Origin of the sequence: Lacinutrix himadriensis (genome assembly GCF_001418105.1) — a bacterium.
GTDB classification, from domain to species: Bacteria; Bacteroidota; Bacteroidia; order Flavobacteriales; family Flavobacteriaceae; genus Oceanihabitans; species Oceanihabitans himadriense.
The window spans coordinates 79690-103197 of the sequence record NZ_LIQI01000019.1; the positions used below are offsets into that span (position 1 = coordinate 79690).

A 23508-nucleotide genomic window follows, 5' to 3' on the forward strand; every position below is an offset into this window, starting at 1 on the left:
TGTTTTTTTATTAAGATTAGTTAAGGATTACTCGTCGTAACCGTATTTTTTATCTAGTTTATTCATTAGTCTTACGTAAACGAATATTAGAATCACGAATACATATATTGAACCTTGTTGGGCAAACCAGAATCCTAGTTTAAATCCGCCAAGTCTAATGGTATCTAATTCTTCTCTAAATAATATGCCGCATCCAAAGGACACAACAAACCATATAACAAGTAATATTGCTAAATACTTGATGTTTTCTTTCCAGTACGCCGATGCGTTGTCTTGTTTATCGCTCATAGTTATTTATTTTATAGATATATCATTGCTTGAAGTGAAATAGTGTTTGTATCTACAGCACCAAATTGTTGATTGTTATATTCTAAGGTTAGTTTTGAGTTATGACCACTCATAAAAGCATTAACACCTATTCCTAATGTTGTTCTATCATCGTTTACAGCATCATAACTATGCGTACCATAACTTACATAAGGTTGAAATCTTGTTTTTGCTTTATCTCCATTAAAAACATAACCAACATGCCCATATAACATGCTTCCTGTACCATAAGCACTATACAAATAATCTTTTCCGTAGTCATTACTTTGAAATACAGCGTACGCAGTAATGGCGCTACCTTTATCTCCTATTGGTGCATCATAAAAAGCATCTACAGCAAATATGGAAACATCTTCCCCTTTTAAATCTGGATTTAATAAGGTTCCGTTATCTACAACAGATCCTTTTGGATGTAAAAAGAAACCTGCTCCTACGTTGAATACTTTTTTAGTACCTAAGTATGTTCCTACTTTATATGGTAAAAAATTAGATTCTTGATCGAAGAAGTGGTAATCAAAATAACCTGCATAGGTTTTTCCAGCATCTTTAGAACCTAAAGAAGAACGACCATTATATACTGCTTCTCCTCCTGCAACAGCAGTACGAGAATCTAAAGTAGCATTAGCAGCATCATTAATGGCAACGCGATATTGCAGTTTGTTAAATTTACCTTTTGCAAAGATTCCTAAATGACGAGCAAATTGATCGGACAAACCAATAGTTGCCCAAGATTGGCGATGGTTATCCATAGTCATCATATTTAAGGTACTTTGATTATTCAATCTAGAAATACCATTAAAATAATGTAGACCACCACCAACTGTATGATTTTCTCCCACATTATATTGTGCCCAAACATCATGAAAAAAGAGTTGTGAACCATCTCCTTTTCCTGTCGGACTTAAAGTAGTACTTGTTAAGCTGTTTAATCCGAAATGGGTTACAATTAAAAAGTCTTTGTTGATTTGTGCAAACATTAAAACACGAGCACGACGTAAATTGAAGTTTAATTTACTGTTTTCGTTTCCGTTAGCATCAAAAGTCTCGTCTGTATTATAATTTGCTTGGACTTGTGCCCAAGAAATAAGCCGAAGATATTTAGAACCTTCTTCGTTCAGTTTAAACTTAAGACCACCATCATAATCTGGAGAGCCTTGAGCAATCATTAATTGAAAGGACATTAAAAAGAGTCCTGCCAATAAAAGGGTTTGTTTTCTCATTGTTTAAAGGATTAGTTAGTAATAATTGGTTTTGTGTGCACCACTAATCTCTAAAAAACAATCTGTTAACAAAAAACTAATATATTTATTTGTTAATTTATTATACTAATCTTTAAATCGCTCCCATTTAATAAGCATGAATTTATCTCCTAACTCCGTAACTACAACGCCTGCTCCTTTTATATTTTCAGCATTACTAAAATAAACACCTAATTCTGAAGCGTTTAAAATTTTATAGGTTGGATGGTAATTAGCATTATACGGACGTTTAATATTGTACTTTTTTACCCAGTTCATGATACTAACATGAGAAATCCCTAAAATACGTTCGATTTCACGATAGGTTAAGCCTTCCAAGTATAACTGTAATGATTTATTAACGTAGTAGTCGTCTATCTTCTTTCCTATCTTATTCACAGAGAAAAAATAATTGCACTTTTTACACTTATAACGCTGTCTATCGTTAACAATTCCGCTTTTAATGTAATGGTCTGATCCACAATTAGGACATAAATCTACTGTCATATATATTAATTTAGCATAAATATATCAATTTAGCAATAAAATAAAAAGTAAATTGTTAAAAATTTAATTATTAAACATAAAAAAAGCCCTAAAATCAAGAATACCATGGATTTTTAGAGCTAAAATTATTAAAATGAAATATTGATTAGAAATTAGCTATTAAAAAAAGCTTCCTCCTCTTCTGTTAATAAACGGGAATGGATTAAAAAACGAAGTCCTAGTGGAATTTCTAAAGAAAAACTAGCACCACGACCTTCCGTTACGTCTACAGTTAAATGCGTGTGCTTCCAATATTCGAATTGGTCTTGGTTCATATAGAAATTCACCCCATTTAAGATTCCTAATAAGATATCACTTTCGTCCAAGTACATATCTCCTTTTTCAAAAACCATTGGAGCAGATCCGTCACAACAGCCACCACTTTGATGAAAAATCAAGTCGCCATGCTTTTCTTTTAACTGCTCTAACACTTTTGTTGCTGCCTCTGTAATTGCTATTCTTTCCATAATTTAAAGGTATTAAAAAAGGCTGAATTATAACTCAATTCAGCCTTTAGTGCTATTAATCAAAATATTTTAAAAGAAACCTAATTTGTTTTTATCGTAAGAGATTAACATGTTTTTGGTCTGACGATAATAATTAAGCATCATCACATGGTTTTCCCTACCAAATCCAGACTTTTTATACCCTCCAAATGGCGCATGTGCAGGATATGCATGGTAACAATTTACCCAAACACGACCGGCTTTTATTGCTCTTGGAATCTGATATAATTGATGAGCATCCCGCGTCCAAACTCCTGCTCCTAGTCCGTAAAGTGTATCGTTAGCAATTTCGATAGCTTCCGCTTCATCTTTAAATTTAGTCACACAAGCTACTGGTCCGAAAATTTCTTCCTGAAAAACCCGCATCTTATTATGCCCCTCTAATAAGGTCGGTTTAATATAAAAACCATTTGCTAGATTACCACCAAGTTCATTCGCAGCGCCACCAGATAATACTTTTGCACCTTCTTCTTTTCCTATTTCAATGTAGGATTTTATTTTCTCGTGTTGGTCTTTGGATGCTTGCGCACCAACCATTGTGTTCACATCATACGGGTTGTCTTGAATGATAGCATTTGTTCTTTCAATAACACGCTTCATAAATGCATCATAAATATCTTCTTGCACTAAAATTCTAGAAGGCGCAGTACATACTTCTCCTTGATTAAAGGCAAATAAAACAGCTCCTTCAATGGCTTTATCTAAAAACGCATCATCATGATCCATCACCGAATTAAAAAACACATTAGGCGACTTCCCCCCTAATTCCATAGTCACAGGGTTTAGGTTTTTAGACGCATATTGCATGATTAATTGTCCGGTAGTAGTTTCTCCTGTAAAAGCCACTTTATCTACTTTAGCACTAGAGGCTAAAGGCTTTCCTGCTTCTGGACCAAAACCGTGAACAATATTTACAACTCCAGGAGGAAATACTTCTGCAATTTTCTCCATTAAGAAAGTAGCTGATGATGGCGTTTGCTCTGCCGGCTTTAAAACCACACAGTTTCCAGTAACTAAAGCTGGTGGTAATTTCCAGGATAGCATTAGTAGTGGGAAATTCCAAGGAATAATCTGACCAATAACACCTAGAGGTTCTTTAATATTCATGGACAAGGTATTTTGATCTAACTCTGTCGCGCTCCCTTCTTCCGAGCGGATACAAGCTGCAAAATAACGCCAATGATCTACTGCTAAAGGAACATCTGCATTTAGTGTTTCTCGAATAGGTTTTCCGTTATCACAAGTCTCAATAAGTGCAAACTCTTCTAGATTTGCCTCAATAATATCTGCTACTTTATTTAATAAGGTAGATCTTTCCGTTGCCGAAGTATTTCCCCAAGCCTCTTTAGCGGCATTCGCTGCATCTAAAGCCATTTCTACATCTTCTTTTTGAGAACGTGGATATTTTGCAATAAAGGAATTATCGATTGGTGATGTATTCTCAAAATATTGACCACCTATGGGTTCTACAAATTTTCCGTTTATAAAATTGCCATATTTCTCTTTAAATTTCGGTTTAGAATAACTCATATAAATTCTTGTTAAATTAGTAATTAGATAATTTTTTAATCTAAAAAATATATTATCTTTATTTTTGTTAAAGTTATTTTATCATATCCTAATTACCTTGCACGTATTTATCATAGTTTTGAACATATCTATTATTAACAGATTTGTTAACTAAAATTTGTAACATTGAGTATGGAATCGTTATTAAGTCAACATAGAAATCATAGAAAACTGACCACTTTAGTGGAGAACAGAACCACCTATAGTGCAGATTATGCAGAACTTAACATCTTTGAAACACACGCTTTCGCGGAAAAAATATCCCTAACTTTTAACTTTCCTATTATTGCAAGTATGCTTACTGGAAAGAAAATCATGCATCTTGACGGTTTTGAACCTTTTGAATTTTTCCCTGGCGAATCTGTAGTGATGCCAACTAACAAGGAAATGGTTATTGATTTCCCTGTGGCAACCAAAGAAAACCCAACGCAATGTTTAGCCTTAGGCATTGATGCTTTTAAAATTGATGAGGTTGTTGAAAAATTCAATCAGCAAGTAGCTATTGAAAATGAAAACAACACTTGGGATTTAGACGAAACCTCTTCGCATTTAATAAATAATACCGATGTCAATCATTTAATTGAACGACTGACCTATACTTTTACCAATAACAACAAATCGAAAGATGTATTACTGGATTTAATGATTCAGGAACTAATCGTTCGATTATTACAAACAAAGGCTAAATCACTAATAATAAACGATCCACATCAAGTTTTTAATGATACTAGAATAGGAACGGTTATTAAGTTTATTAAAGAAAACTTAACCAATAAAGACATGTCTGTAGATGTGTTGGCTAAGAAAGCATACATGAGTGCTTCTCACTTTCACAAACAGTTTAAAAACACATTAGGAATCTCTCCTATTGATTATATCAATTCTGAAAAAATTAAATTTTCAAAAAAACTGATTAAAGAATCTCAAGATATTAGAATGTCTGAGATTGCTTTTAAATCCGGATTTAATAACACGAGTTATTTTAACAGACAGTTTAAGAAAATGGAATTAATGACGCCGCAGCAATTTAAAGCTTCGATTAATAAGTCTTAATTTCTATCCTTTACATCTCCATTCTTACTCTCCTTATTTCTGAATTTTGATGTTTTCCGACGTTATAGGAATTTCAATTCGCAGGAAATTATTCGTAACTAATGTACTATTAAAACCTTCTTTTAAGTATCGCTTGATTTCATTCGTTTAAAATAGGCTTTAGCTTCTAATGATATTAAAAAAGAAATACATTTTCAATTGAAATCAATCATTAACTAGCTTAATTGTTTAAATATTAGACCTTAATTTATTTTATTATTGTTCATTTTAGTTCATTATTTTCTATTTTATTAAATAGGTATTCATGAATGCTATGCATTTGTCTTGATACAAAACGAACCAAACCTGCCTGCCGGCAGGCAGGAAATCACAATCAAAATATAGGAAATTGCTAAAGCACCATTCATTTTCAGAATTACGTGCTTAAGGCTACGCCTTGCATCTCCATTCTTTCTCTCCTTATTTCTGAATTTTGATATTTTCCGACGTTGTCGGAATTTCAAGTTGCATCAAAATATTTCTAATTATAATACGATTAAAACCTTCGTTTAAGTATCGTTAGATTTCATTCGTTTAAAATAGGCTTTAGCTTCTTTCACTACTCTTGGTGCTAAAATTAATGTTGCTGTCATGGTTGGTATTGCCATTAATGCAAATATGCCATCAATCAAATTAATCATTAAGGCTAAGGACGTGGTTGCGCCAAGAATGATACTTAAAATATAGAAATAGTTGTAGTAATGTTTGTTTTTGTCTCCTATTAAAAACGATAAACATTTTCCGCCATAATAGGCATAAGAAAATAAGGAAGACACACTAAACACCACAATACAAAGCAGTAATAAATATCTACCATAGGTTGGCATCGCTGCACCAAAAGCGTTTGCGGTAAGACTTACGCCATTCGCTTCGGTAGTTTGCCAAACTCCGGTTACCAAAATCGCCAAAGCGGTAAGCGTACAAACAATTAGCGTATCTATTGCTGGTCCTAACATGGCTACTAAACCTTCACGAATTGGTTCGTTTGTTTTTGCTGCTCCGTGTGCTAAAGGTGCTGTACCAATTCCTGCTTCGTTAGAAAATGCGCCGCGTCGTACACCTAATATTATCAGTCCGCCTAAAAGACCTCCTAAAAAGGCATCTCCTTTATAATTTTCTGCAGCAAAAGCATCCGTGAAAATAAGTCTGAAGTAGGTTGGAACCACTTCCGCATTAGCAAATAAAATAATCATTATCAACACGAAATAAAGTAAAACCATACTTGGCACCAACTTGGATGCTACTTTACTAATTCGGTTTAAGCCACCTAAAATTACTACCGAAGTAATCGTTACTAAAATAAGACCTATTATTAAATTCGAAGTAAAATTTACGGTTATTCCGTTTGGTATTAAAACGATATCGTTAATCGCTTGTGTTAACTGATTCACATTAAAAACGGGCAATGCGCCTATTAATCCGCAAAGACTAAAAAACACCGCCAAAGGTTTCCAGTGTTTACCTAGACCTTCCATAATAAAATACATTGGTCCGCCTTGTGTATTGCCCTCGCTATCTTTTCCTCGGTACATAATTGCCAAACTTGAAGTGAAGAATTTTGTAGCCATACCAATAATAGCGCTAACCCACATCCAAAAAACAGCTCCTGGCCCACCAATAGAAATAGCTACTGCAACCCCTGCAATATTCCCCATACCAATGGTAGAAGACAATGCGGTTGTTAAGGCTTGGAAATGGGTAATTTCTCCTGCATCGTCTGGATTATCATATTTACCACGAAGTACTTGAATGGCATGCCCTAAATAACGAAATGGTAAAAATCGGGATAAAACCAGAAGGTAAAAACCACCTCCTATTAATAAAATGAGTAATGGAAGCCCCCAAACGAATGAGGCAAAATCGGCAATAAATTGATCTAGTTTTTGCAATGGTAGTATTTTTTATAAATGTAATAAAAGCTATTGACTTATAAATTTAATACGCTAATTTAGTTCAGCTATTACTCATCCATCAAAAATCAATCTCATGAAATCATTAAAATTACTATTCTTTTTATGTATTACAGTTTCTTTACATGCTCAAGATCATTCGGAAGAAAAACATTTCAGACATTTAAGATACAATCATGTATCGCCATATATTGCACTTGCAGGAATTCATCCTATTTCAAAAGAAACAGCGAAATCTACATCTCATTATATCTTTACTTATGATAATGAGGATAGATTAACCGAAATTATTAATAACCATTATCACACCGAAAAAAAGCATCCTTTAGCTTCTATTGGAGTTTATAAAATGCGTATTACTTATGAAGACAATAAAGAAACAAGGACTTTTTTTGATCCAAACAATAAACCTGTTACTAACGACCGAGAAGTGTTTAAAGAAATATACACCTATGACACTAAAGGAAATAAAATAAAGCTTGCATTTTATGATTTAGACAATAATCCTATAGTATCGAATTGGGAAATAGCTACATATAAATGGACAAAAACAAAAGATGGCATTATTGAAAAACGCTTTAACCTAAAAGATGAAGAAGTTAATGTTTCTCCATATTTTGAATTTGGAACGACATTAATAAAAGTGGATAAAAACGGCACTCCAAAAGGACATTATAATTTAAATGACAAACTAGAAATCACAGAAAACACTGTTGGTGTTGCCTCTTATCAAGATACATTTGATGCTATGCAAAATCATGTTAAATATAGCTATCATGATAGTAAAAACAATTTAACAATGAACCAATGGCAATTTTCTATTGGTGAAAAAACATACGATAGTATAGGTAATAATATTCAGCTTAATTATTATGATACCGCTGGAAATTTTATTAGAGATAGGTATGTTTATTCTAACGCTACAATAGTTTTAAGTAAAGCTGCTACTGTAAAAGACTCTACAGAAATCAAAGAAAAAGCATTGGGTTATTTAATTGGTTTACAACAATTAAAACCAGAACTAATGAATGAGGTATTGAACGACAGCTTAAACAAAGTAACCATTGGTTGGGATAGAAGCACAAAAAAGGAATACTCCAAAAGAACCACAAAAGAGCAAATGATTGCCTTTGCAAATTCTTGGAATAAATCGAATACTAAATTCCCTGTTCCACCAAATAACAAAGTGATCATTCTGGATATTTACAATCGTATTGCAAATGTGAAACTAGTATCTGATAATTGGGTAGAATATTTACATCTAATGAAACTAGATGGAAACTGGCAAATTGTGAATTTGATCTGGCAATATAAAGATGTAGATCGTTATCCTAAAGAGTAAGCATAAAAAAAGACCTAGTAATCACTAGGTCTTTTTTTTTATAAGTATTATTAATGCTATTTCGCCAAATACGCTAAAACGTTTTTCTCAATACGTTCATCAATATTAGAAACATCTGCTTTTACAAACGTCTCTCCCATGATTTTTTCATAAAGCTCGATATATCTTTCGGAAACGGTTTCTATGTATTCGTCAGACATAACAGGAACAGTTTGTCCTTCTAAGCCTTGAAAGTCGTTTGCAATTAACCACTGACGCACAAACTCTTTAGACAATTGTTTTTGTGCTTCGCCAGTATCTTGACGTTCTTGATAACCATCTGCATAAAAATAACGCGAAGAATCTGGTGTATGAATCTCATCAATTAAAACGATTTTCCCGTCTTTCGTTTTACCAAATTCGTATTTCGTATCTACTAAAATTAATCCGCGAGATGCTGCTATTTCTGTTCCTCGTTGAAAAAGTTTTCTGGTATAATCTTCTAAGATGATATAATCTGCTTCGGTAACAATTCCTTTTGCAAGAATGTCTTCACGAGAAATATCTTCGTCATGATCTCCCATTTCTGCTTTTGTTGCAGGTGTAATAATTGGCGTAGGAAACTTATCGTTTTCTTTCATTCCTTCTGGCATTGCAACACCACAAAGCATGCGTTTTCCATCTTTATATTCTCTTGCTGCGTGACCAGACATATACCCACGAATTACCATTTCTACTTTAAAAGGTTCACATAAATGTCCGACAGCCACATTAGGATCTGGCGTTGCAGTTAACCAATTTGGTACTACATCTTCGGTAGCTTTCATCATGCTGGTTGCTATCTGGTTTAGTATTTGTCCTTTGTACGGAATTCCTTTTGGCATCACCACATCGAAAGCAGAGAGTCTGTCTGTTGCAATCATGACTAATTCTTGGTCATTGATGTTATAAACAGCTCTTACTTTTCCTTTGTAAAGACTTTTTTGGTTTGGAAAATTGAAGTTGGTATCTGTAATTGTATTACTCATTTTTTTTGCTTTATTTGAGATGCTTCACTTCGACTGCGCTCTGTACAGGCTAGCTCCGCATGACATATAACTATTAGTTGTGTTACTTATTCCTTTTTATAAATTATGGGTTCTGAATTTTAGTACAGAATGACAAAATTAACTTTTTAGTTTCGATTTCTAGCCCTGATTGCAGCGGCATCCTTTTTACGTCAGTTCGAGTGGATTTGCTTTTTTGCAAATTTGTATCGAGAACAAGTAAAAAGATATAGCGGAAAGCAGGTTCCTGGCTTCTAAAAAAATTAACCGTCTAGATTTTCAATATTTCGATATGCGGCGATGACTTTCTTCACTAATTTATGACGAACAACGTCTTTATCGTCTAAGAAAACCATGCCAATACCTTCAATATCTTTTAAAACCAATAGCGCTTCTTTTAGTCCGGAAACCGTACGACGCGGTAGATCTATTTGTCCGGGATCACCAGTTAAAAGGAACTTTGCGTTTTTTCCCATACGGGTTAAAAACATTTTCATTTGTGCGTGTGTGGTGTTTTGGCCTTCGTCTAAAATAACAAATGCGTTATCTAAAGTTCGTCCGCGCATAAACGCCAAAGGTGCAATTTGAATGGTTCCGTTTTCTATATAATGCGCCAATTTTTCTGGAGCAATCATATCGCGTAACGCATCATATAAAGGTTGCATGTACGGATCTAATTTTTCTTTTAAATCTCCCGGAAGAAATCCTAAATTTTCACCAGCTTCTACTGCAGGACGTGTTAAAATAATGCGTCGTACCTCTTTATTCTTCAATGCTTTTACTGCTAACGCAACACCTGTATATGTTTTCCCTGTTCCTGCTGGACCGATGGCAAAAACCATATCGTTTTTACGCATAAGCTCCACCATTTTACGTTGGTTTGCCGTTTGCGCTTTAATAATTTTACCGTTAACACCGTGTACTATAGCTTCTCCACTTTTCGCGGTTGTAGCATAATCATCACTAGTATTACTAGTTAAAACACGCTCTATAACGTTCTCATCTAGCTTGTTATACTTAGCGAAATGTTTAATCAACATGTTGATTCGCCTATGGAATTCATCTAAAAGCTCTTCTTCTCCGTAAGCCTTAATTTCATTGCCTCTAGCAACAATTTTTAATTTTGGAAAGTATGTTTTTAATAACTTAATATTTTCGTTTCCAGATCCAAAAAATTCTTTTGGTGTAATTTCTTCAAGTTCAATTATTAATTCGTTCAAAAGCGTATCGATTTAATTATATTAATCTGTTCCATTTTATTAGATTTGTTATCCAATTAGAAAGCTAAACAAACTTAAACAATTTTAAGGTGTGTTATGTTAAAAAAATATCAACAATAATTCATGGCAATAATAACATTAACGACTGACTTTGGTGAGAAAGATCACTTTGCTGGTGCGATAAAAGGAGCTATTTATAGTGAAATTCCTGATGTTAAAATTGTTGATATCTCGCATTCTGTGTCGCCATTTAATATACCAGAAGCGGCATATATTATTCAAAATGCGTATAGTAGTTTCCCTAAAGGAACCATACATTTAATTGGTATTGATGCAGAAATAAATCCGGAAAACAAACACATCGCTGTAAAGTTAGATGGTCATTATTTTATTTGTGCCAATAATGGTATTATGAGTATGATTTGTGCCGAAATTGCGCCAGAGAAAATTGTAGAAATTAATATTCACGATAAAATAGTTACCAGCTTTCCCGTTTTAGATGTGTTTGTAAAAGTAGCATCACACATGGCTCGAGGTGGAACTCTAGAAGTTATAGGAAAAGCAATAACCGATATAAAACCGACAAACAATATACATCCTTTTGTAAACGATGAAAAAACGCAAATTATAGGAAGCATTATTTATATTGATAATTATGGTAATGTGGTTACTAATATTAGAAAATCTTTTTTTGAAGAAATTCAGAAAGGTCGTGATTTTGAAATATCTGCTAGAAATTACAAGTTTAAAACCATCCACAAAAAGTATAGTGATATTATAGATTTCGATATTCCGGAAGAAAAAAGACATGATGAAGGACGCGGTGTTGTGGTCTTTAACTCTTCTAACTATTTAGAAATTGCACTCTATAAAAGTAACACAAGCACCGTTGGTAGTGCTTCTACATTAATGGGTTTACAACTTAGAGATACAGTAACTATTAATATTAATAAAGTATAAAATTTAGTTTGCAGTCGCAGTATATAGTCATCGTTTGAAGCGTAAAGCAAATAAATAATAGAAAATTAGTTTTGAACTAGAGAAATTCACTTTGAAACTTTTAACTTTTAACTTTTAACTTTTAACTTTTAAAAAATGTTTGTTCGAATTGTAAAAATGAGTTTTGATCCTTCTAAAATTGAAGAATTTTTAGAAAACTTTAATGAAAAGAAAGAATCTATACGAAACTTTGATGGTTGTCGTTTCTTAGAGTTATACCGAGATAAAACAAATCCGAATATATTTTTCACCTATAGTTATTGGGAAGCGGAAGCCGATTTAGAAAACTACAGACACTCCGATTTATTTAAAGGTATCTGGGCGAAAACAAAACCATTATTTAATGGAAAACCAGAAGCTTGGAGTGTGGATAAAGTCGCTTCTCTGGAGTAAGCAGTGTTCCGTAAGTGAAAAATCAATATTGTTACCAAAACAAATAAACGCATCAACAAAAACAAATAAACAAAGCATGTTAAAAAGAATATTTATTTTAACCCTAACCATCTGCTTAGTTGCTTGTAAAAAAGAAACACCAATTGCCAAAATTGGAGAGCAAGTTCCTGATTACACATTTAAAAACGTTTTAAACAGTGTGGATAATGAGGTTACCATTCAAGATTTAAAAGGGAAAGTAGTAATCCTAGAGTTTTGGGCAACTTGGTGCGGACCTTGCATTCCTGCAATGAAAAAACTAGATAGCCTTAAAACCGAATTTAAAGACCAAATGGAAGTAATTACTATTTCCAACGAAAATAGCGAACGATTAGAAAAATTCATTAAAAGTACAAATACGAAACTACGAATTGTTTCAGATACCATTCATCAAAATAATTTTAAGTACAAAATAATTCCGCATTCTATAATCATTGATAAAAAAGGTATTGTTAGAGCAATTACAAGTCCAGAAAATATAAATAAAGAAGTTTTAACAGACCTTATTGTTAATGATAAAATTAGTTTGAAAGTTAAAGACGACTATTACATTGATCCAAATTTAGAAGTAAAAACAATAAAATCAATTTCTAATTCAAATTACAGAATAGAATTAAAAACTTTTGACCAAGACAAAAGAGGAGGTTCCCAAATTTTAAAAGATATAGATGGGAATATTAATGGTGTCGAAATATGGAATAGTACCATTCCTAGATTATACCAAACACTTTTCGATATATCATCGCCAAGTAGAATGGTTTTTAAAGACAGTTTAAGCGAAGCCGATTTCCCGTATGATGAAGCACATAAATACAATATGCTTATTGAAGCTTCCTCAAAATATCAAGATAAATGGAAACAAACTGGAATTGATTTTCTGAACCAGCAATTAGGCATAAATGCACAAATGGGAATAGATACTCTTGCCTGTTACGTCTTAAAAAACATAGATAATAGTATTCAAGAATCTTCAGCAAAAGAAACAGAATTCATGTTTATGGGACCAATTCTTAAAACTAAAAAGATTAAAATTTCTAAACTTATAGATTATATAGAAAATTTCAATAAGCTCCCTGTTATTGACCAAACGGGATTAACTGGAGAATATGATATTGATTTAGATTGGGATTTATCTAATACAGAAACATTTCATGAGGCATTAAAAAAATACGGATTAAAACTTGAAAAATCGGATGAAAAATTACCTGTAAAGGTGATGGAGATTTACAAGAAAAAAACCAAATTATAAAACATTCCTTGCTATCCAAGCGGGACATTTTTTTAAATTGAAATAAAAAAGAAATTAATTACCAAGTCGCTATTCGACTCGTAATGAAAGAATATATATTATATGTTTGCTATACTTAAAAAAGAAATCAACTCCTTCTTCGCTTCCCCAATAGGTTATTTGGTGATTGCTATATTTTTATTGCTAAACGGGTTATTCCTTTGGTTATTTAAAGGAGAATTCAATATTCTAGATAATGGCTTTGCCGATTTATCTTCCTTCTTTTTATTAGCACCTTGGATTCTTATTTTCCTAATTCCCGCAGTAACCATGCGCAGTTTTAGTGACGAGAAAAAACAAGGAACACTAGAACTTTTACTTACCAAACCTATTAGTAAATTACACATTGTACTTGGTAAATATTTTGGTGCATTGGTATTAATTTTAATTGCGCTTTTACCAACATTACTTTATGTATATACGGTAAACCAACTTGGTAATCCGCAAGGAAACCTAGATGTTGGTAGCACACTTGGCTCCTATTTTGGCTTACTATTTCTAGTCGCAGCGTATACTGCAATTGGTTTATTTGCTTCTAGTATTACCGATAATCAAATTGTTGCATTTATTACTTCGGTATTTTTATGCTTCCTTTTTTATATTGGTTTTCAAGGTATTGCCGACTATATGTCTAGCACTTTTGTAGAGCTATTAGGAATGAGTGCACACTATAAAAGCATGAGTCGTGGTGTTTTAGATACTCGAGATATTGTTTACTTTTTAAGTGTCACTGTTTTATTTATTTTCTTCACCTCTAGAAAAATTCAAACAAAACCATTTGTCAAAAAAGACTATGCAATCTTTCTATTATTGCCTTTAGGTCTTTTGGTTTTCAATATATTTTCAGCGAAAAGCGGATTATACCAACGCTATGATTTAACGCAAGACAAACGCTATACCATTAGTGATGCTGCTTTACAGATTATAGATAAGGTAGAGTCGCCAATTTTAGTAGATGTCTTTTTAGAAGGCGAAGATTTTCCTACGGAATTTAGACGACTTAAAAACGAAACGAAACAACTACTAGAAGAATTTGAAGCACAAAATGCGAACATCAAATTTCATTTCATTAATCCGATTGCAGACGAAGCAACTCGGGAACGCAGCATGCAACAGTTAAACGATCGCGGTTTAATCCCAATGCAATTAACCGTTCAAGAAAGCGGTAAGTCTAGCCAAGCAGTAATATTCCCTTGGGCTTTAGCGAGTCATAATGGAGAAACGGTTAAAATCCCGTTAGTAAAAACGAAGATTGGAGCGACACAACAAGAATTAGTAACCAACTCCGTACAGCATTTAGAATATGCTTTTGCCGATGGATTTAGCAAATTAGTAAATCCGAAAAAACGCAAAGTAGCCATACTTAGAGGAAACAATCAATTAGAAGACAAATACATTTTCGATTTTGTAAAAACGATTGGCGACTACTATTTTATTGCTCCTTTTACTTTAGATAGCGTTGCAACCAATCCGCAAAAAACATCCAAAGCGTTAAATGCATTCGATTTAATTATTTCGGCAAAACCAACAGAAGCATTCACTGAAAAAGAAAAACTAGTCTTAGATCAATTTACTATGAAAGGCGGAAAAAGTCTTTGGTTAGTAGATGCTGTAGCGATAGAAAAAGACAGCTTGTATAACCCAACAGGAAAAGGTGTTGCAACTGCTAGAAATTTAAATCTTACCGATTTCTTTTTTAAGTACGGTGTTCGTATTAATCCATCTTTGGTAAACGACCTCTACTCTGCTCCAATCACTTTAGCTTCTGGAGAAGGTAGTCAATCGCAATTTCAGCAACTTCCTTGGTACTATTCGCCATTAGTAAATGCAGAAAATAAGCATGCAATTACCAATAATTTAAATTTGGTAAAGTTTGATTTTTCCAATCCAATAGACACCTTAAAAAACAATATTGATAAAACTATTCTGTTAAAAAGTTCAGGACTAACTAAGCTAGACGGTACACCACGAGAGGTTAGTTTAGAAATGACGCAGAAAGAGCCAGACCCAAAACAATATAATAAAGGCAGTCAGAATCTTGCGGTATTGTTAGAAGGAGAATTTACTTCGGTATACAACAATAGAATAAAACCATTTGCTTTAGAAAACGAATTAAATACGAGCGTACCTACCAAAATGATTGTCATTGCAGATGGGGATATTATTAAAAATGATATGGGTAGAAACGGACCAGAAGAACTTGGTTTTGATAAATGGACTGGACAAACCTACGGAAACAAAGAATTCCTACTAAACGCCGTAAACTACCTTTTGGATGACAATGGACTTATAAACATTCGAACTAAAGAAATTGCGGTAGCCTTTTTAGATCCTAAAAAAGTAGCAACTGAAAAAGCAAAATGGCAAATAGTAAATATTCTGTTACCATTAGTTTTATTAGGTGTTTTCGGATTTATTTTTAATTTCTTCCGAAGAAAAAAGTATGCGAAATAGTATCTAGAAAACAATAAAAAGTTCCCTGCCTTTGCAGGAATAAATGTTAATAAGTTTGTTTCCATTTTCACTAGCTTTAGAATATATTTGTATCTATTCAATATTGAAACGAATTAACGTATTATATACATGAAATTTATAGTATCAAGTACCTATTTACTAAAACAATTACAAGTTCTTGGAGGTGTAATTAACAGCTCGAACACTTTACCGATTTTAGATAATTTTCTATTCGAATTAAATCATAACGAACTTACAGTTTCTGCAAGTGATTTAGAAACTACCATGTCTTCTAAACTAGATGTAGAAAGTGATAATGAAGGTAGCGTTGCAGTTCCTGCTCGATTACTTTTAGACACTTTAAAGACTTTTCCAGAGCAACCGTTAACTTTTGTTGTAGAAGAAAATAACACGATAGAAATTAGCTCTAACCATGGTAAGTATGCATTAGCATATGCAGATGGTGCTGAGTTTCCAAAAGCTGTAGCATTAGAAAATCCTAGTTCGACAACTATTTCTGGAGATATTTTAGCAACAGCAATTAGCAAAACTATTTTTGCTGCTGGAAACGATGATTTACGTCCGGTAATGAGTGGTGTATTTTTTCAGTTCTCTACAGAAGGTTTAACCTTTGTTGCAACAGACGCACACAAACTAGTAAAATACACTCGTGAAGATGTAAAAGCTAGCCAAGTTGCCGAATTCATTATGCCTAAAAAACCTTTAAATCTTTTAAAAGGAATTTTAGCTGCTAGTGATGATGCTGTAACTATTGAATACAACGATTCTAATGCGAAGTTTACTTTTGAAAACACCGAATTAGTTTGTAGATTAATTGATGGAAAATATCCTAACTACGAAGCGGTAATTCCAAAAGAGAATCCGAATAAATTAAGTATTGACAGAACACAATTTTTAAACTCTGTGCGTCGTGTTAGTATTTTCTCTAACAAAACAACACATCAAATACGTTTAAAAATCGCTGGAGCAGAACTTAATATTTCTGCTGAAGATATCGATTACTCTAACAAAGCAGAAGAGCGTTTAACTTGTGATTACCAAGGGGACGATATGCAAATTGGTTTTAACTCTCGTTTTTTAACAGAAATGTTGAACAACCTAACTTCTGGTGAAGTACAATTAGAAATGAGTTTACCAAACAGAGCTGGAATTTTAACTCCTGTGGATGGATTAGATGAAGGAGAACAAGTTACTATGTTAGTAATGCCGGTGATGTTAAATAGCTAGTAAATTCCTGCGAAGGCAAGAATCTATTTATAAAGAACACAAAATATATTATTAAACTAAAGCGCATTCTTAGGATGCGCTTTTTTTGTTTATTACATTATTATCCAGTTACTATTTTAATATTGTGCTCTTTTTATTACTTTTACGCGTACCAATAACCTCATAATGATTCCCTTAAATCTAGTGATTGGTATTTTATTAAATTAATTAATCCAACAATAATGAAAAGTAGAATACATCTATTCTTACTGGTGATACTTTGCGCTTTACAGTTCTCTTGTAAAGATAGCAGCAATGCCTTAATTGGAGAATGGTTACGCCATGATTTTAAGGCCAATTCTGAATACAAATTAACTTTTGAGGAAAACAATACTGGATACATAGTAGATCAACAAACTACGGGACAAGGTGTTATTTCTAATATTATCTCTATAGACTGGAAAGTCAATAAGGATAAATTAACCATAACTCAAAATGACAAAGACATAGTCACCACTTTTGAGTTTACCTCGAATGGTAATCTATTATTGGTAGATTTTTCAGCATTCGATTTTATAAAGCAATAATTTCTTTAAGACATTTTTAAAACAAAAAACGCAACCTCTTCAGGTTGCGTTTTCTTTATCTAAGTAATTAACTAACTAATAAAATTAAAAGATAAAGGTATTTATTTTGATGTTTTATTTTCTTCTATATTTGTTTTTTCAAGTATTAGGCTTCCGTAAATAATGGCTATTACAAGACCTAAAATCATTCCTATAATTATTCCGTAACTAACCCAAGTGGAAACATCGTTCTTTATACTTCCTATCACCGAACCTATAGTTACTCCAAAAGAAGAACCTAACCCAATTCCTAGTCCAATATATTTTGTGAACTTGCTTTCCTTTTTCATATTCTTAATTAATAAAATTAAAAGAGAAAGGATAGGTTGGTGTTTCTCCATTGCTTGCTTTAATAGCATTTATAATAGGAAAGATTATAGATATAATTCCTAAAACCATAAAACCTAAAAGCCCTAATCCGAATAAAAGAATTAATGGCACGCAAATTATACAATATACAATTAAGCTCAATTGAAAATTAATGATGTTTTTACCATGCGCATCCATTTGATGGACTTTTTCTTTTTGAGTAACCCAAAGAATAAGCGGAAGAATTAAACTACCAAAACCAGTAACTAATGTAATTAATTGGCTTAAATGTGTAATAACTAAAAGTTGTTTGTCTTCTCTTTTCATGATGATTGATTTATTGATTGATACTTATAGGACGCACCGAATCATAAAATGTTACAACAATCCATAAAAAAATTAATGCGGCAGTTTCTCTTTTAATACACCATAAAGAAAAGTACCAAGTACTGCCGAGGCTAATACAATGAGTATTGGAACAAAACCAGCACCGACAAGCACAAAAATGGGTCCCGGACATGCGCCAGCTAAAGCCCAACCAAGTCCAAAAATGATTCCACCAATCATATACCTAGAAAATGATTTTTCTTTAGGAAGGATCACAATGGGATTACCATCTATAGATTTTATTTTATAATGTTTTATTACTTGCACAAATACGATTCCGAAAGCTAAAGCCGTTCCTATGATTCCATACATGTGGAAAGATTGAAACTGAAACATTTCGTAAATACGAAACCACGAAGCAGCTTCCGATTTGTACATAATTATTCCGAAGAAAAAACCAACAAGGATATATAAAATGCTTTTCATCTTTAAAATATTAGAGGGAATAATAAATGAACCATAACCAATCCGCCAATAAAAAAGCCAATTACAGCAATTAAGGAAGGCAATTGTAAATTACTTAATCCAGAAATAGCGTGACCAGAAGTACAACCTCCAGCATAACGAGCGCCAAAACCAATGAGTACCCCTCCAACTATTAAAATAAGTATCGTTTTTATATCGCTTAAAGCGGAAATAGAGAATAACTCTCTAGGCATATATTGATTTTCAGCAGAAATATTTATGCTTGCTAAAGATGCTTTTGTAGCTTCACTAATTGCAGGCATTTCCCCATTAGATAAATAATGAGAAGCGACAAAACCGCCTAGAATAGCTCCTACTACCACTAATAAATTCCACTTATCAGATTTCCAATCGGACTGAAAAAAAGGACTTACTTTTCCTGCACCACAAGCAGCACAAAAAGTTTTTAAGTTAGAAGACATTCCAAATTTTTTCCCCATTAACAATAGGATTAGCATGGTGCACGCTATTAAAAAACCTGAAAGATACCAAGGCCAAGGTTGCAAGAAAAATTCCATAAATAAATTTTCGGCAAAAGTACATGCTAAAAATCTATTTATAGAACTTATATCTAATAAAAATATGGAGTTTTATTTTACACTACAACTTGCTCCTTCTTTTTTAATACCTAGCTTTACTAATATTGTTTCTAACAAACACCATTTTGTAAAAGCAGATTGTATTAAATTCACGCCAATAAACACGGTAAACCACATCCATTTTGGACTCACATATACAGAAAGCACAACGCTTAACAAAACCATTACACCTACTATAACTCTAAAATATGTATTTAACATTTTAATTAATTTTTAAATTTATATAAATTTCTCAATAGGAACCACAACAGCTTTTAAAGGAGTTTTAGTTTCTAGATTTGAATTAAATTCTTTTATTAAAAGGAATAAAGCATCAATATTTTCGTCCTCAGTAAAAGAAAAGAACAGACTCGATTCATTCCCTCCTTTTTCTGCTGAAAACCAATTTGAAGCCATTAATAACGAGGATCCATTTTTGTATCCTTCAATATCAGAACTACTAAAGTTTTCAATATTTGCTTTTTTGAAAAGCTTTAAAACCTCTTTTTCAAATTCTTCTACCGCTGTAACAATTACTAATTTCATTTGTTTACAATTTATTGTCCGTTCGATCGCATTCGAAAACTCTTTTCAACTACTTCGCTAAATATAGGTCTCGACCGCGCTCGACTAGACAAGTTCTTATTTAAAATTCTTTTTCTCTATCATATAGTAAACTAATGGAACCACCAATAAAGTCAGCACAGTAGACACAATAGTTCCTCCCATTAACGAGATTGCTAATCCTTGAAAAATGGGATCAAACAGTATCACGAATGCCCCAATGACAACTGTTCCTGCTGTTAATAGAATTGGTGTTGTACGCACAGCTCCTGCTTCAATACAAGCTTGTTTTAGTGGTACACCTTCCGTAGTTCTTAGGTTAATAAAATCAATAAGTAATACGGAATTTCTAACCATAATTCCAGCTAAAGCAATCATACCTATAAAAGAAGTTGCTGTAAAAAACGCGCCCATAATCCAATGTCCTAGAATAATTCCGATTAAGGATAAAGGAATAGCAACCATCATTACAATTGGTGCTTTAAAGTTTTGAAACCATCCTACAATTAAAATATATATTAAGATAATAGCTCCTAAAAAGGCAATTCCTAAGTCTCTAAAAACCTCTAAAGTAATTTGCCATTCTCCATCCCATTTCACGGTATAATTATCTTCAAAACCTGGTTGTCCTAAATACATTTCGTTTAATTCATAACCTTTTGGTAATGGAATTTCTTTTAACTTTTCTTCCATTCCAAGAATGGCATACGCCGGACTTTCTAATTCTCCAGCCATATCTGCCATCACATACACCACGCGCTTTTGGTTTTTACGGTAAATGCTTTTTGCTGCAGTCGTTTCCGTAATGGTTACCAAATCTGCTATAGGCACCATATTACCTTGTTTCGATTTCACTTTTAATTGTGAAATATCACTTATGGTCGATTTTTCCTTTTCATCTAAAGCCAATACCAAACCAACTTGGTTCACCGCATTTTCATCATATAACGTTGTAATCGCTCTATTAGACAATGCCATATTCATGGTATATGCAATTTGCTGTGGTGCTACACCATACAACATGGCTTTTTCTTTATTAATATCGAATTGATATTCGGTTTGATCTGCTTCCACCATCCAATCAATATCGACTACATCCTCTGTGTTCTTTAATATATCTTGAACGCTATTGGCTATTCTAATCTGCTCGTTATAATCTGGTCCATACACTTCTGCAACAATAGTAGATAACACTGGAGGTCCTGGTGGCACTTCTACTAATTTAATATTTGCGTTATACTTCGCTGCAATTTTCTGAATGTCTGGACGCATTAACTTAGCAATATCATGACTTTGTGCCGTCCGGTCTTCTTTATCAATTAAATTCACTTGGATATCTGCCATATTAGAGCCTCCACGTAAATCGTAATGACGCACCAAACCGTTAAAAGTAATTGGTGCAGAAGTACCAACGTAGTTTTGATAATTCACTACTTCTGGTCTAGTCGATAAATATTGAGACACTTCTTGCGCTACAACTCCTGTTCGTTCCAGTGTTGTGCCTTCAGGCATATCAATTACCACTTGAAACTCATTCTTATTATCAAAAGGCAGCATTTTTACTGCAACCGATTTGGTAAAAAACAACACCATCGTTGCCATTAACACCATAAAAGTCAATCCTAAAAACAACCAGCGTTTTCTTTTACTTTCTAATAACGGACGCTCAAACTTATTATAGATTCTATAAATCAGCGTGTCTTCAACTGCTTTTTCAGGTTTTTCTTCTGCTCCTTTTTTATCTTTTTCTCTTAAGAAAATATAGCCTAAATATGGTGTAATCGTTAATGCTACAAATAAAGATAATATCATAGCTATCGATGCACCAATTGGCATTGGCGCCATATATGGACCCATTAATCCGGAAACAAAAGCCATAGGTAAAACAGAAGCTATTACCGTAAATGTTGCTAAAATGGTTGGATTCCCAACCTCATTTATCGCATACAAAGCGGCTTGTTTAAATGGCAAGCGTTTCATCTTGAAATGCCTGTGCATATTTTCGGCAATAATAATCGAGTCATCCACCACAATTCCGGTTACAAATACTAAAGCAAATAAGGTAATTCGGTTTAGTGTATAATCCATCATATAGTAACTCAACAAGGTCAAAGCAAACGTAATTGGAACAGATAAAAACACGACCAATCCACCTCGCCATCCCATTGCTAGCATCACCACAAGGGTTACTGCAAAGATAGAACCGATAAGGTGCCAAAGTAATTCGGATACTTTATGAGATGCTGTTTCCCCATAATTTCTAGTCACTTCCACATGCACATCATCCGGAATTAAAGTAGTACGTAAATGGTCCACTTTATCAATAATAACTTCTGCAATTTTCATCGCATCTGCTCCTTTTCTTTTTGCTACTGAAATAGTTACTGCAGGATATTCCGATTTATAATCTGCCGATTTCACACTTCCTTTTCCGTAACCTAAACTCACATAATTTTGTGGTACTTCTGGTCCATCAATAATTTTAGCGACTTGTTTTAAATATATGGGCTGATTTTGTTGCACACCAACCACCAAATTTTCGACATCGGTAACCGAAGCTAAAAAAGCTCCTGTATTCACTAAAAATTCGGTATCATTTTTATCAAAACTACCAGCACTTAATTGGCTATTATTCGCTTTAATCATTTCTGAAACCGATAAGAAATCCAATCCGCTTGCAGCCAATTTATCCTTATCTAAAACCACACGTAATTGACGATCTCTACCACCAATTTTATGCGTAACAGCTACATCGTTTATCTTCTTAATTTCAGCTTCCAACTCTTGCCCCATTTGGTTTAACTGGTAATCGTCGTAATTTTCACTCCACAACGTTAAACCCAACATTGGCACATCGTCAATCGCACGTGTTTTCACTAATGGAAACGTTACGCCCGCTGGCATTTGATCCATGTGCTTATTAATTTCGTTGTATAATTTCACAAAAGAACGCTCAATATCTTCGCCAACATAAAACTGCACGATGACCATTCCTTGCTCTTTCATCGACGTAGAATACACATATTCCACACCCTTAATATTCGATATTAATTGCTCTAAAGGCTTAATCACACGCGACTCTACTTCCGTAGGACTTGCGCCTGGATATCCCACAAAAATGTCTGCCATTGGTACATCAATTTGCGGTTCTTCTTCACGCGGAATTAAAAACGAACTGTACACCCCAACCACCATAAATACAATCATCAAAAGCACTGTAAGCTTCGACTGCATAAAGACTTTGGCAATTTTACCTGCGATTCCTTCTTTCATAATTATTACTTTTTTTTCATTCCCACAAAAGTGGAAATCTTTATATCTTGGGCGTTTTAACAGGCTATCCGTTACAATCTTTTTTTGCCATATATGGTAGCAAAAAAAGGATTTCCACTGCTATCCTTAAC

General features: G+C 33.4%; 23 protein-coding genes. 8 read left to right on the forward strand and 15 right to left on the reverse strand.

What is annotated here, in order from left to right; translation table 11 throughout:
• Positions 1–27 precede the first annotated feature (27 nt).
• The 5 genes from AMD28_RS06015 to AMD28_RS06035 all read right to left on the reverse strand — a co-directional run bounded on the left by AMD28_RS06015 (position 28) and on the right by AMD28_RS06035 (position 4147).
• Positions 28–288 carry a DUF4212 domain-containing protein gene (locus AMD28_RS06015; RefSeq protein ID WP_055443255.1) on the reverse strand — a complete coding sequence of 87 codons (261 nt, stop codon included), beginning with the start codon at positions 286–288 and terminating at the stop codon, positions 28–30.
• 11 nt (positions 289–299) lie between these two features.
• Positions 300–1547, reverse strand: a complete 1248-nt coding sequence (locus AMD28_RS06020; RefSeq protein WP_055443256.1) for a hypothetical protein — start codon at positions 1545–1547, stop codon at positions 300–302.
• Between the two features lie 105 nt (positions 1548–1652).
• Positions 1653–2072, reverse strand: a complete 420-nt coding sequence (locus AMD28_RS06025; protein ID WP_055443257.1) for a transposase-like zinc-binding domain-containing protein — start codon at positions 2070–2072, stop codon at positions 1653–1655.
• A 152-nt stretch (positions 2073–2224) separates the two neighbouring features.
• On the reverse strand, positions 2225–2578 hold the full coding sequence (locus AMD28_RS06030) for a DUF779 domain-containing protein (RefSeq protein WP_055443258.1): 354 nt from the start codon (positions 2576–2578) through the stop codon (positions 2225–2227).
• Between the two features lie 69 nt (positions 2579–2647).
• Positions 2648–4147 carry an aldehyde dehydrogenase family protein gene (locus AMD28_RS06035; protein ID WP_055443259.1) on the reverse strand — a complete coding sequence of 500 codons (1500 nt, stop codon included), beginning with the start codon at positions 4145–4147 and terminating at the stop codon, positions 2648–2650.
• Between the two features lie 171 nt (positions 4148–4318).
• Here AMD28_RS06035 and AMD28_RS06040 point away from each other — a divergent pair, with 171 nt between their 5' ends.
• A complete protein-coding gene (locus tag AMD28_RS06040) occupies positions 4319–5239 on the forward strand; it encodes an AraC family transcriptional regulator (RefSeq protein WP_055443260.1) in 921 nt (306 codons plus the stop codon).
• A 548-nt stretch (positions 5240–5787) separates the two neighbouring features.
• On the opposite strand, the gene AMD28_RS06045 is transcribed toward AMD28_RS06040, so the two are convergent.
• Complete coding sequence (locus AMD28_RS06045) at positions 5788–7167, reverse strand: alanine/glycine:cation symporter family protein (RefSeq protein ID WP_055443261.1); 1380 nt, start codon at positions 7165–7167, stop codon at positions 5788–5790.
• 97 nt (positions 7168–7264) lie between these two features.
• Here AMD28_RS06045 and AMD28_RS06050 point away from each other — a divergent pair, with 97 nt between their 5' ends.
• Positions 7265–8530 (forward strand): nuclear transport factor 2 family protein, encoded by a 1266-nt coding sequence (locus tag AMD28_RS06050; protein ID WP_055443262.1) that lies wholly within the window; start codon positions 7265–7267, stop codon positions 8528–8530.
• A 56-nt stretch (positions 8531–8586) separates the two neighbouring features.
• On the opposite strand, the gene AMD28_RS06055 is transcribed toward AMD28_RS06050, so the two are convergent.
• Both AMD28_RS06055 and AMD28_RS06060 read right to left on the reverse strand, forming a co-directional pair.
• Positions 8587–9537 carry a phosphoribosylaminoimidazolesuccinocarboxamide synthase gene (locus AMD28_RS06055; RefSeq protein ID WP_055443263.1) on the reverse strand — a complete coding sequence of 317 codons (951 nt, stop codon included), beginning with the start codon at positions 9535–9537 and terminating at the stop codon, positions 8587–8589.
• Between the two features lie 281 nt (positions 9538–9818).
• Positions 9819–10775 carry a PhoH family protein gene (locus AMD28_RS06060; RefSeq protein ID WP_055443264.1) on the reverse strand — a complete coding sequence of 319 codons (957 nt, stop codon included), beginning with the start codon at positions 10773–10775 and terminating at the stop codon, positions 9819–9821.
• A 123-nt stretch (positions 10776–10898) separates the two neighbouring features.
• On the opposite strand from AMD28_RS06060, the gene AMD28_RS06065 reads away from it, so the two are divergent.
• The 6 genes from AMD28_RS06065 to AMD28_RS06090 all read left to right on the forward strand — a co-directional run bounded on the left by AMD28_RS06065 (position 10899) and on the right by AMD28_RS06090 (position 17762).
• Entirely contained in the window at positions 10899–11735 is an 837-nt protein-coding gene (locus AMD28_RS06065) for an SAM hydrolase/SAM-dependent halogenase family protein (protein WP_055443265.1), read from the forward strand.
• 135 nt (positions 11736–11870) lie between these two features.
• A complete protein-coding gene (locus AMD28_RS06070) occupies positions 11871–12167 on the forward strand; it encodes a putative quinol monooxygenase (protein WP_055443266.1) in 297 nt (98 codons plus the stop codon).
• A gap of 76 nt (positions 12168–12243) precedes the next feature.
• The gene (locus AMD28_RS06075) at positions 12244–13455 is read left to right on the forward strand and encodes a redoxin domain-containing protein (RefSeq protein WP_161804622.1); all 1212 of its coding nucleotides are present in this window, start codon (positions 12244–12246) and stop codon (positions 13453–13455) included.
• A 102-nt stretch (positions 13456–13557) separates the two neighbouring features.
• Positions 13558–15948, forward strand: coding sequence for a gliding motility-associated ABC transporter substrate-binding protein GldG (gldG, locus tag AMD28_RS06080; protein WP_055443268.1), 2391 nt, complete (start codon positions 13558–13560; stop codon positions 15946–15948).
• A gap of 129 nt (positions 15949–16077) precedes the next feature.
• Complete coding sequence (dnaN, locus tag AMD28_RS06085; protein ID WP_055443269.1) at positions 16078–17196, forward strand: DNA polymerase III subunit beta; 1119 nt, start codon at positions 16078–16080, stop codon at positions 17194–17196.
• A 221-nt stretch (positions 17197–17417) separates the two neighbouring features.
• Entirely contained in the window at positions 17418–17762 is a 345-nt protein-coding gene (locus tag AMD28_RS06090) for a hypothetical protein (RefSeq protein ID WP_055443270.1), read from the forward strand.
• Between the two features lie 101 nt (positions 17763–17863).
• Here the strand turns inward: AMD28_RS06090 and AMD28_RS18670 are convergent, their stop codons facing one another.
• The 7 genes from AMD28_RS18670 to AMD28_RS06125 form a co-directional block, all read right to left on the reverse strand.
• Complete coding sequence (locus tag AMD28_RS18670; protein ID WP_055443271.1) at positions 17864–18091, reverse strand: hypothetical protein; 228 nt, start codon at positions 18089–18091, stop codon at positions 17864–17866.
• Positions 18092–18095: 4 nt separating this feature from the next.
• Entirely contained in the window at positions 18096–18437 is a 342-nt protein-coding gene (locus AMD28_RS06100) for a DUF4870 domain-containing protein (protein ID WP_055443272.1), read from the reverse strand.
• A 72-nt stretch (positions 18438–18509) separates the two neighbouring features.
• Positions 18510–18923 (reverse strand): DUF6691 family protein, encoded by a 414-nt coding sequence (locus tag AMD28_RS06105; RefSeq protein ID WP_055443273.1) that lies wholly within the window; start codon positions 18921–18923, stop codon positions 18510–18512.
• Between the two features lie 2 nt (positions 18924–18925).
• The gene (locus AMD28_RS06110; RefSeq protein ID WP_055443274.1) at positions 18926–19480 is read right to left on the reverse strand and encodes a YeeE/YedE family protein; all 555 of its coding nucleotides are present in this window, start codon (positions 19478–19480) and stop codon (positions 18926–18928) included.
• 72 nt (positions 19481–19552) lie between these two features.
• On the reverse strand, positions 19553–19762 hold the full coding sequence (locus AMD28_RS06115; protein ID WP_055443275.1) for a YgaP family membrane protein: 210 nt from the start codon (positions 19760–19762) through the stop codon (positions 19553–19555).
• A gap of 18 nt (positions 19763–19780) precedes the next feature.
• Positions 19781–20086, reverse strand: a complete 306-nt coding sequence (locus AMD28_RS06120) for a hypothetical protein (RefSeq protein WP_055443276.1) — start codon at positions 20084–20086, stop codon at positions 19781–19783.
• Between the two features lie 96 nt (positions 20087–20182).
• Positions 20183–23377 carry an efflux RND transporter permease subunit gene (locus AMD28_RS06125; RefSeq protein ID WP_055443277.1) on the reverse strand — a complete coding sequence of 1065 codons (3195 nt, stop codon included), beginning with the start codon at positions 23375–23377 and terminating at the stop codon, positions 20183–20185.
• Positions 23378–23508 lie beyond the last annotated feature (131 nt).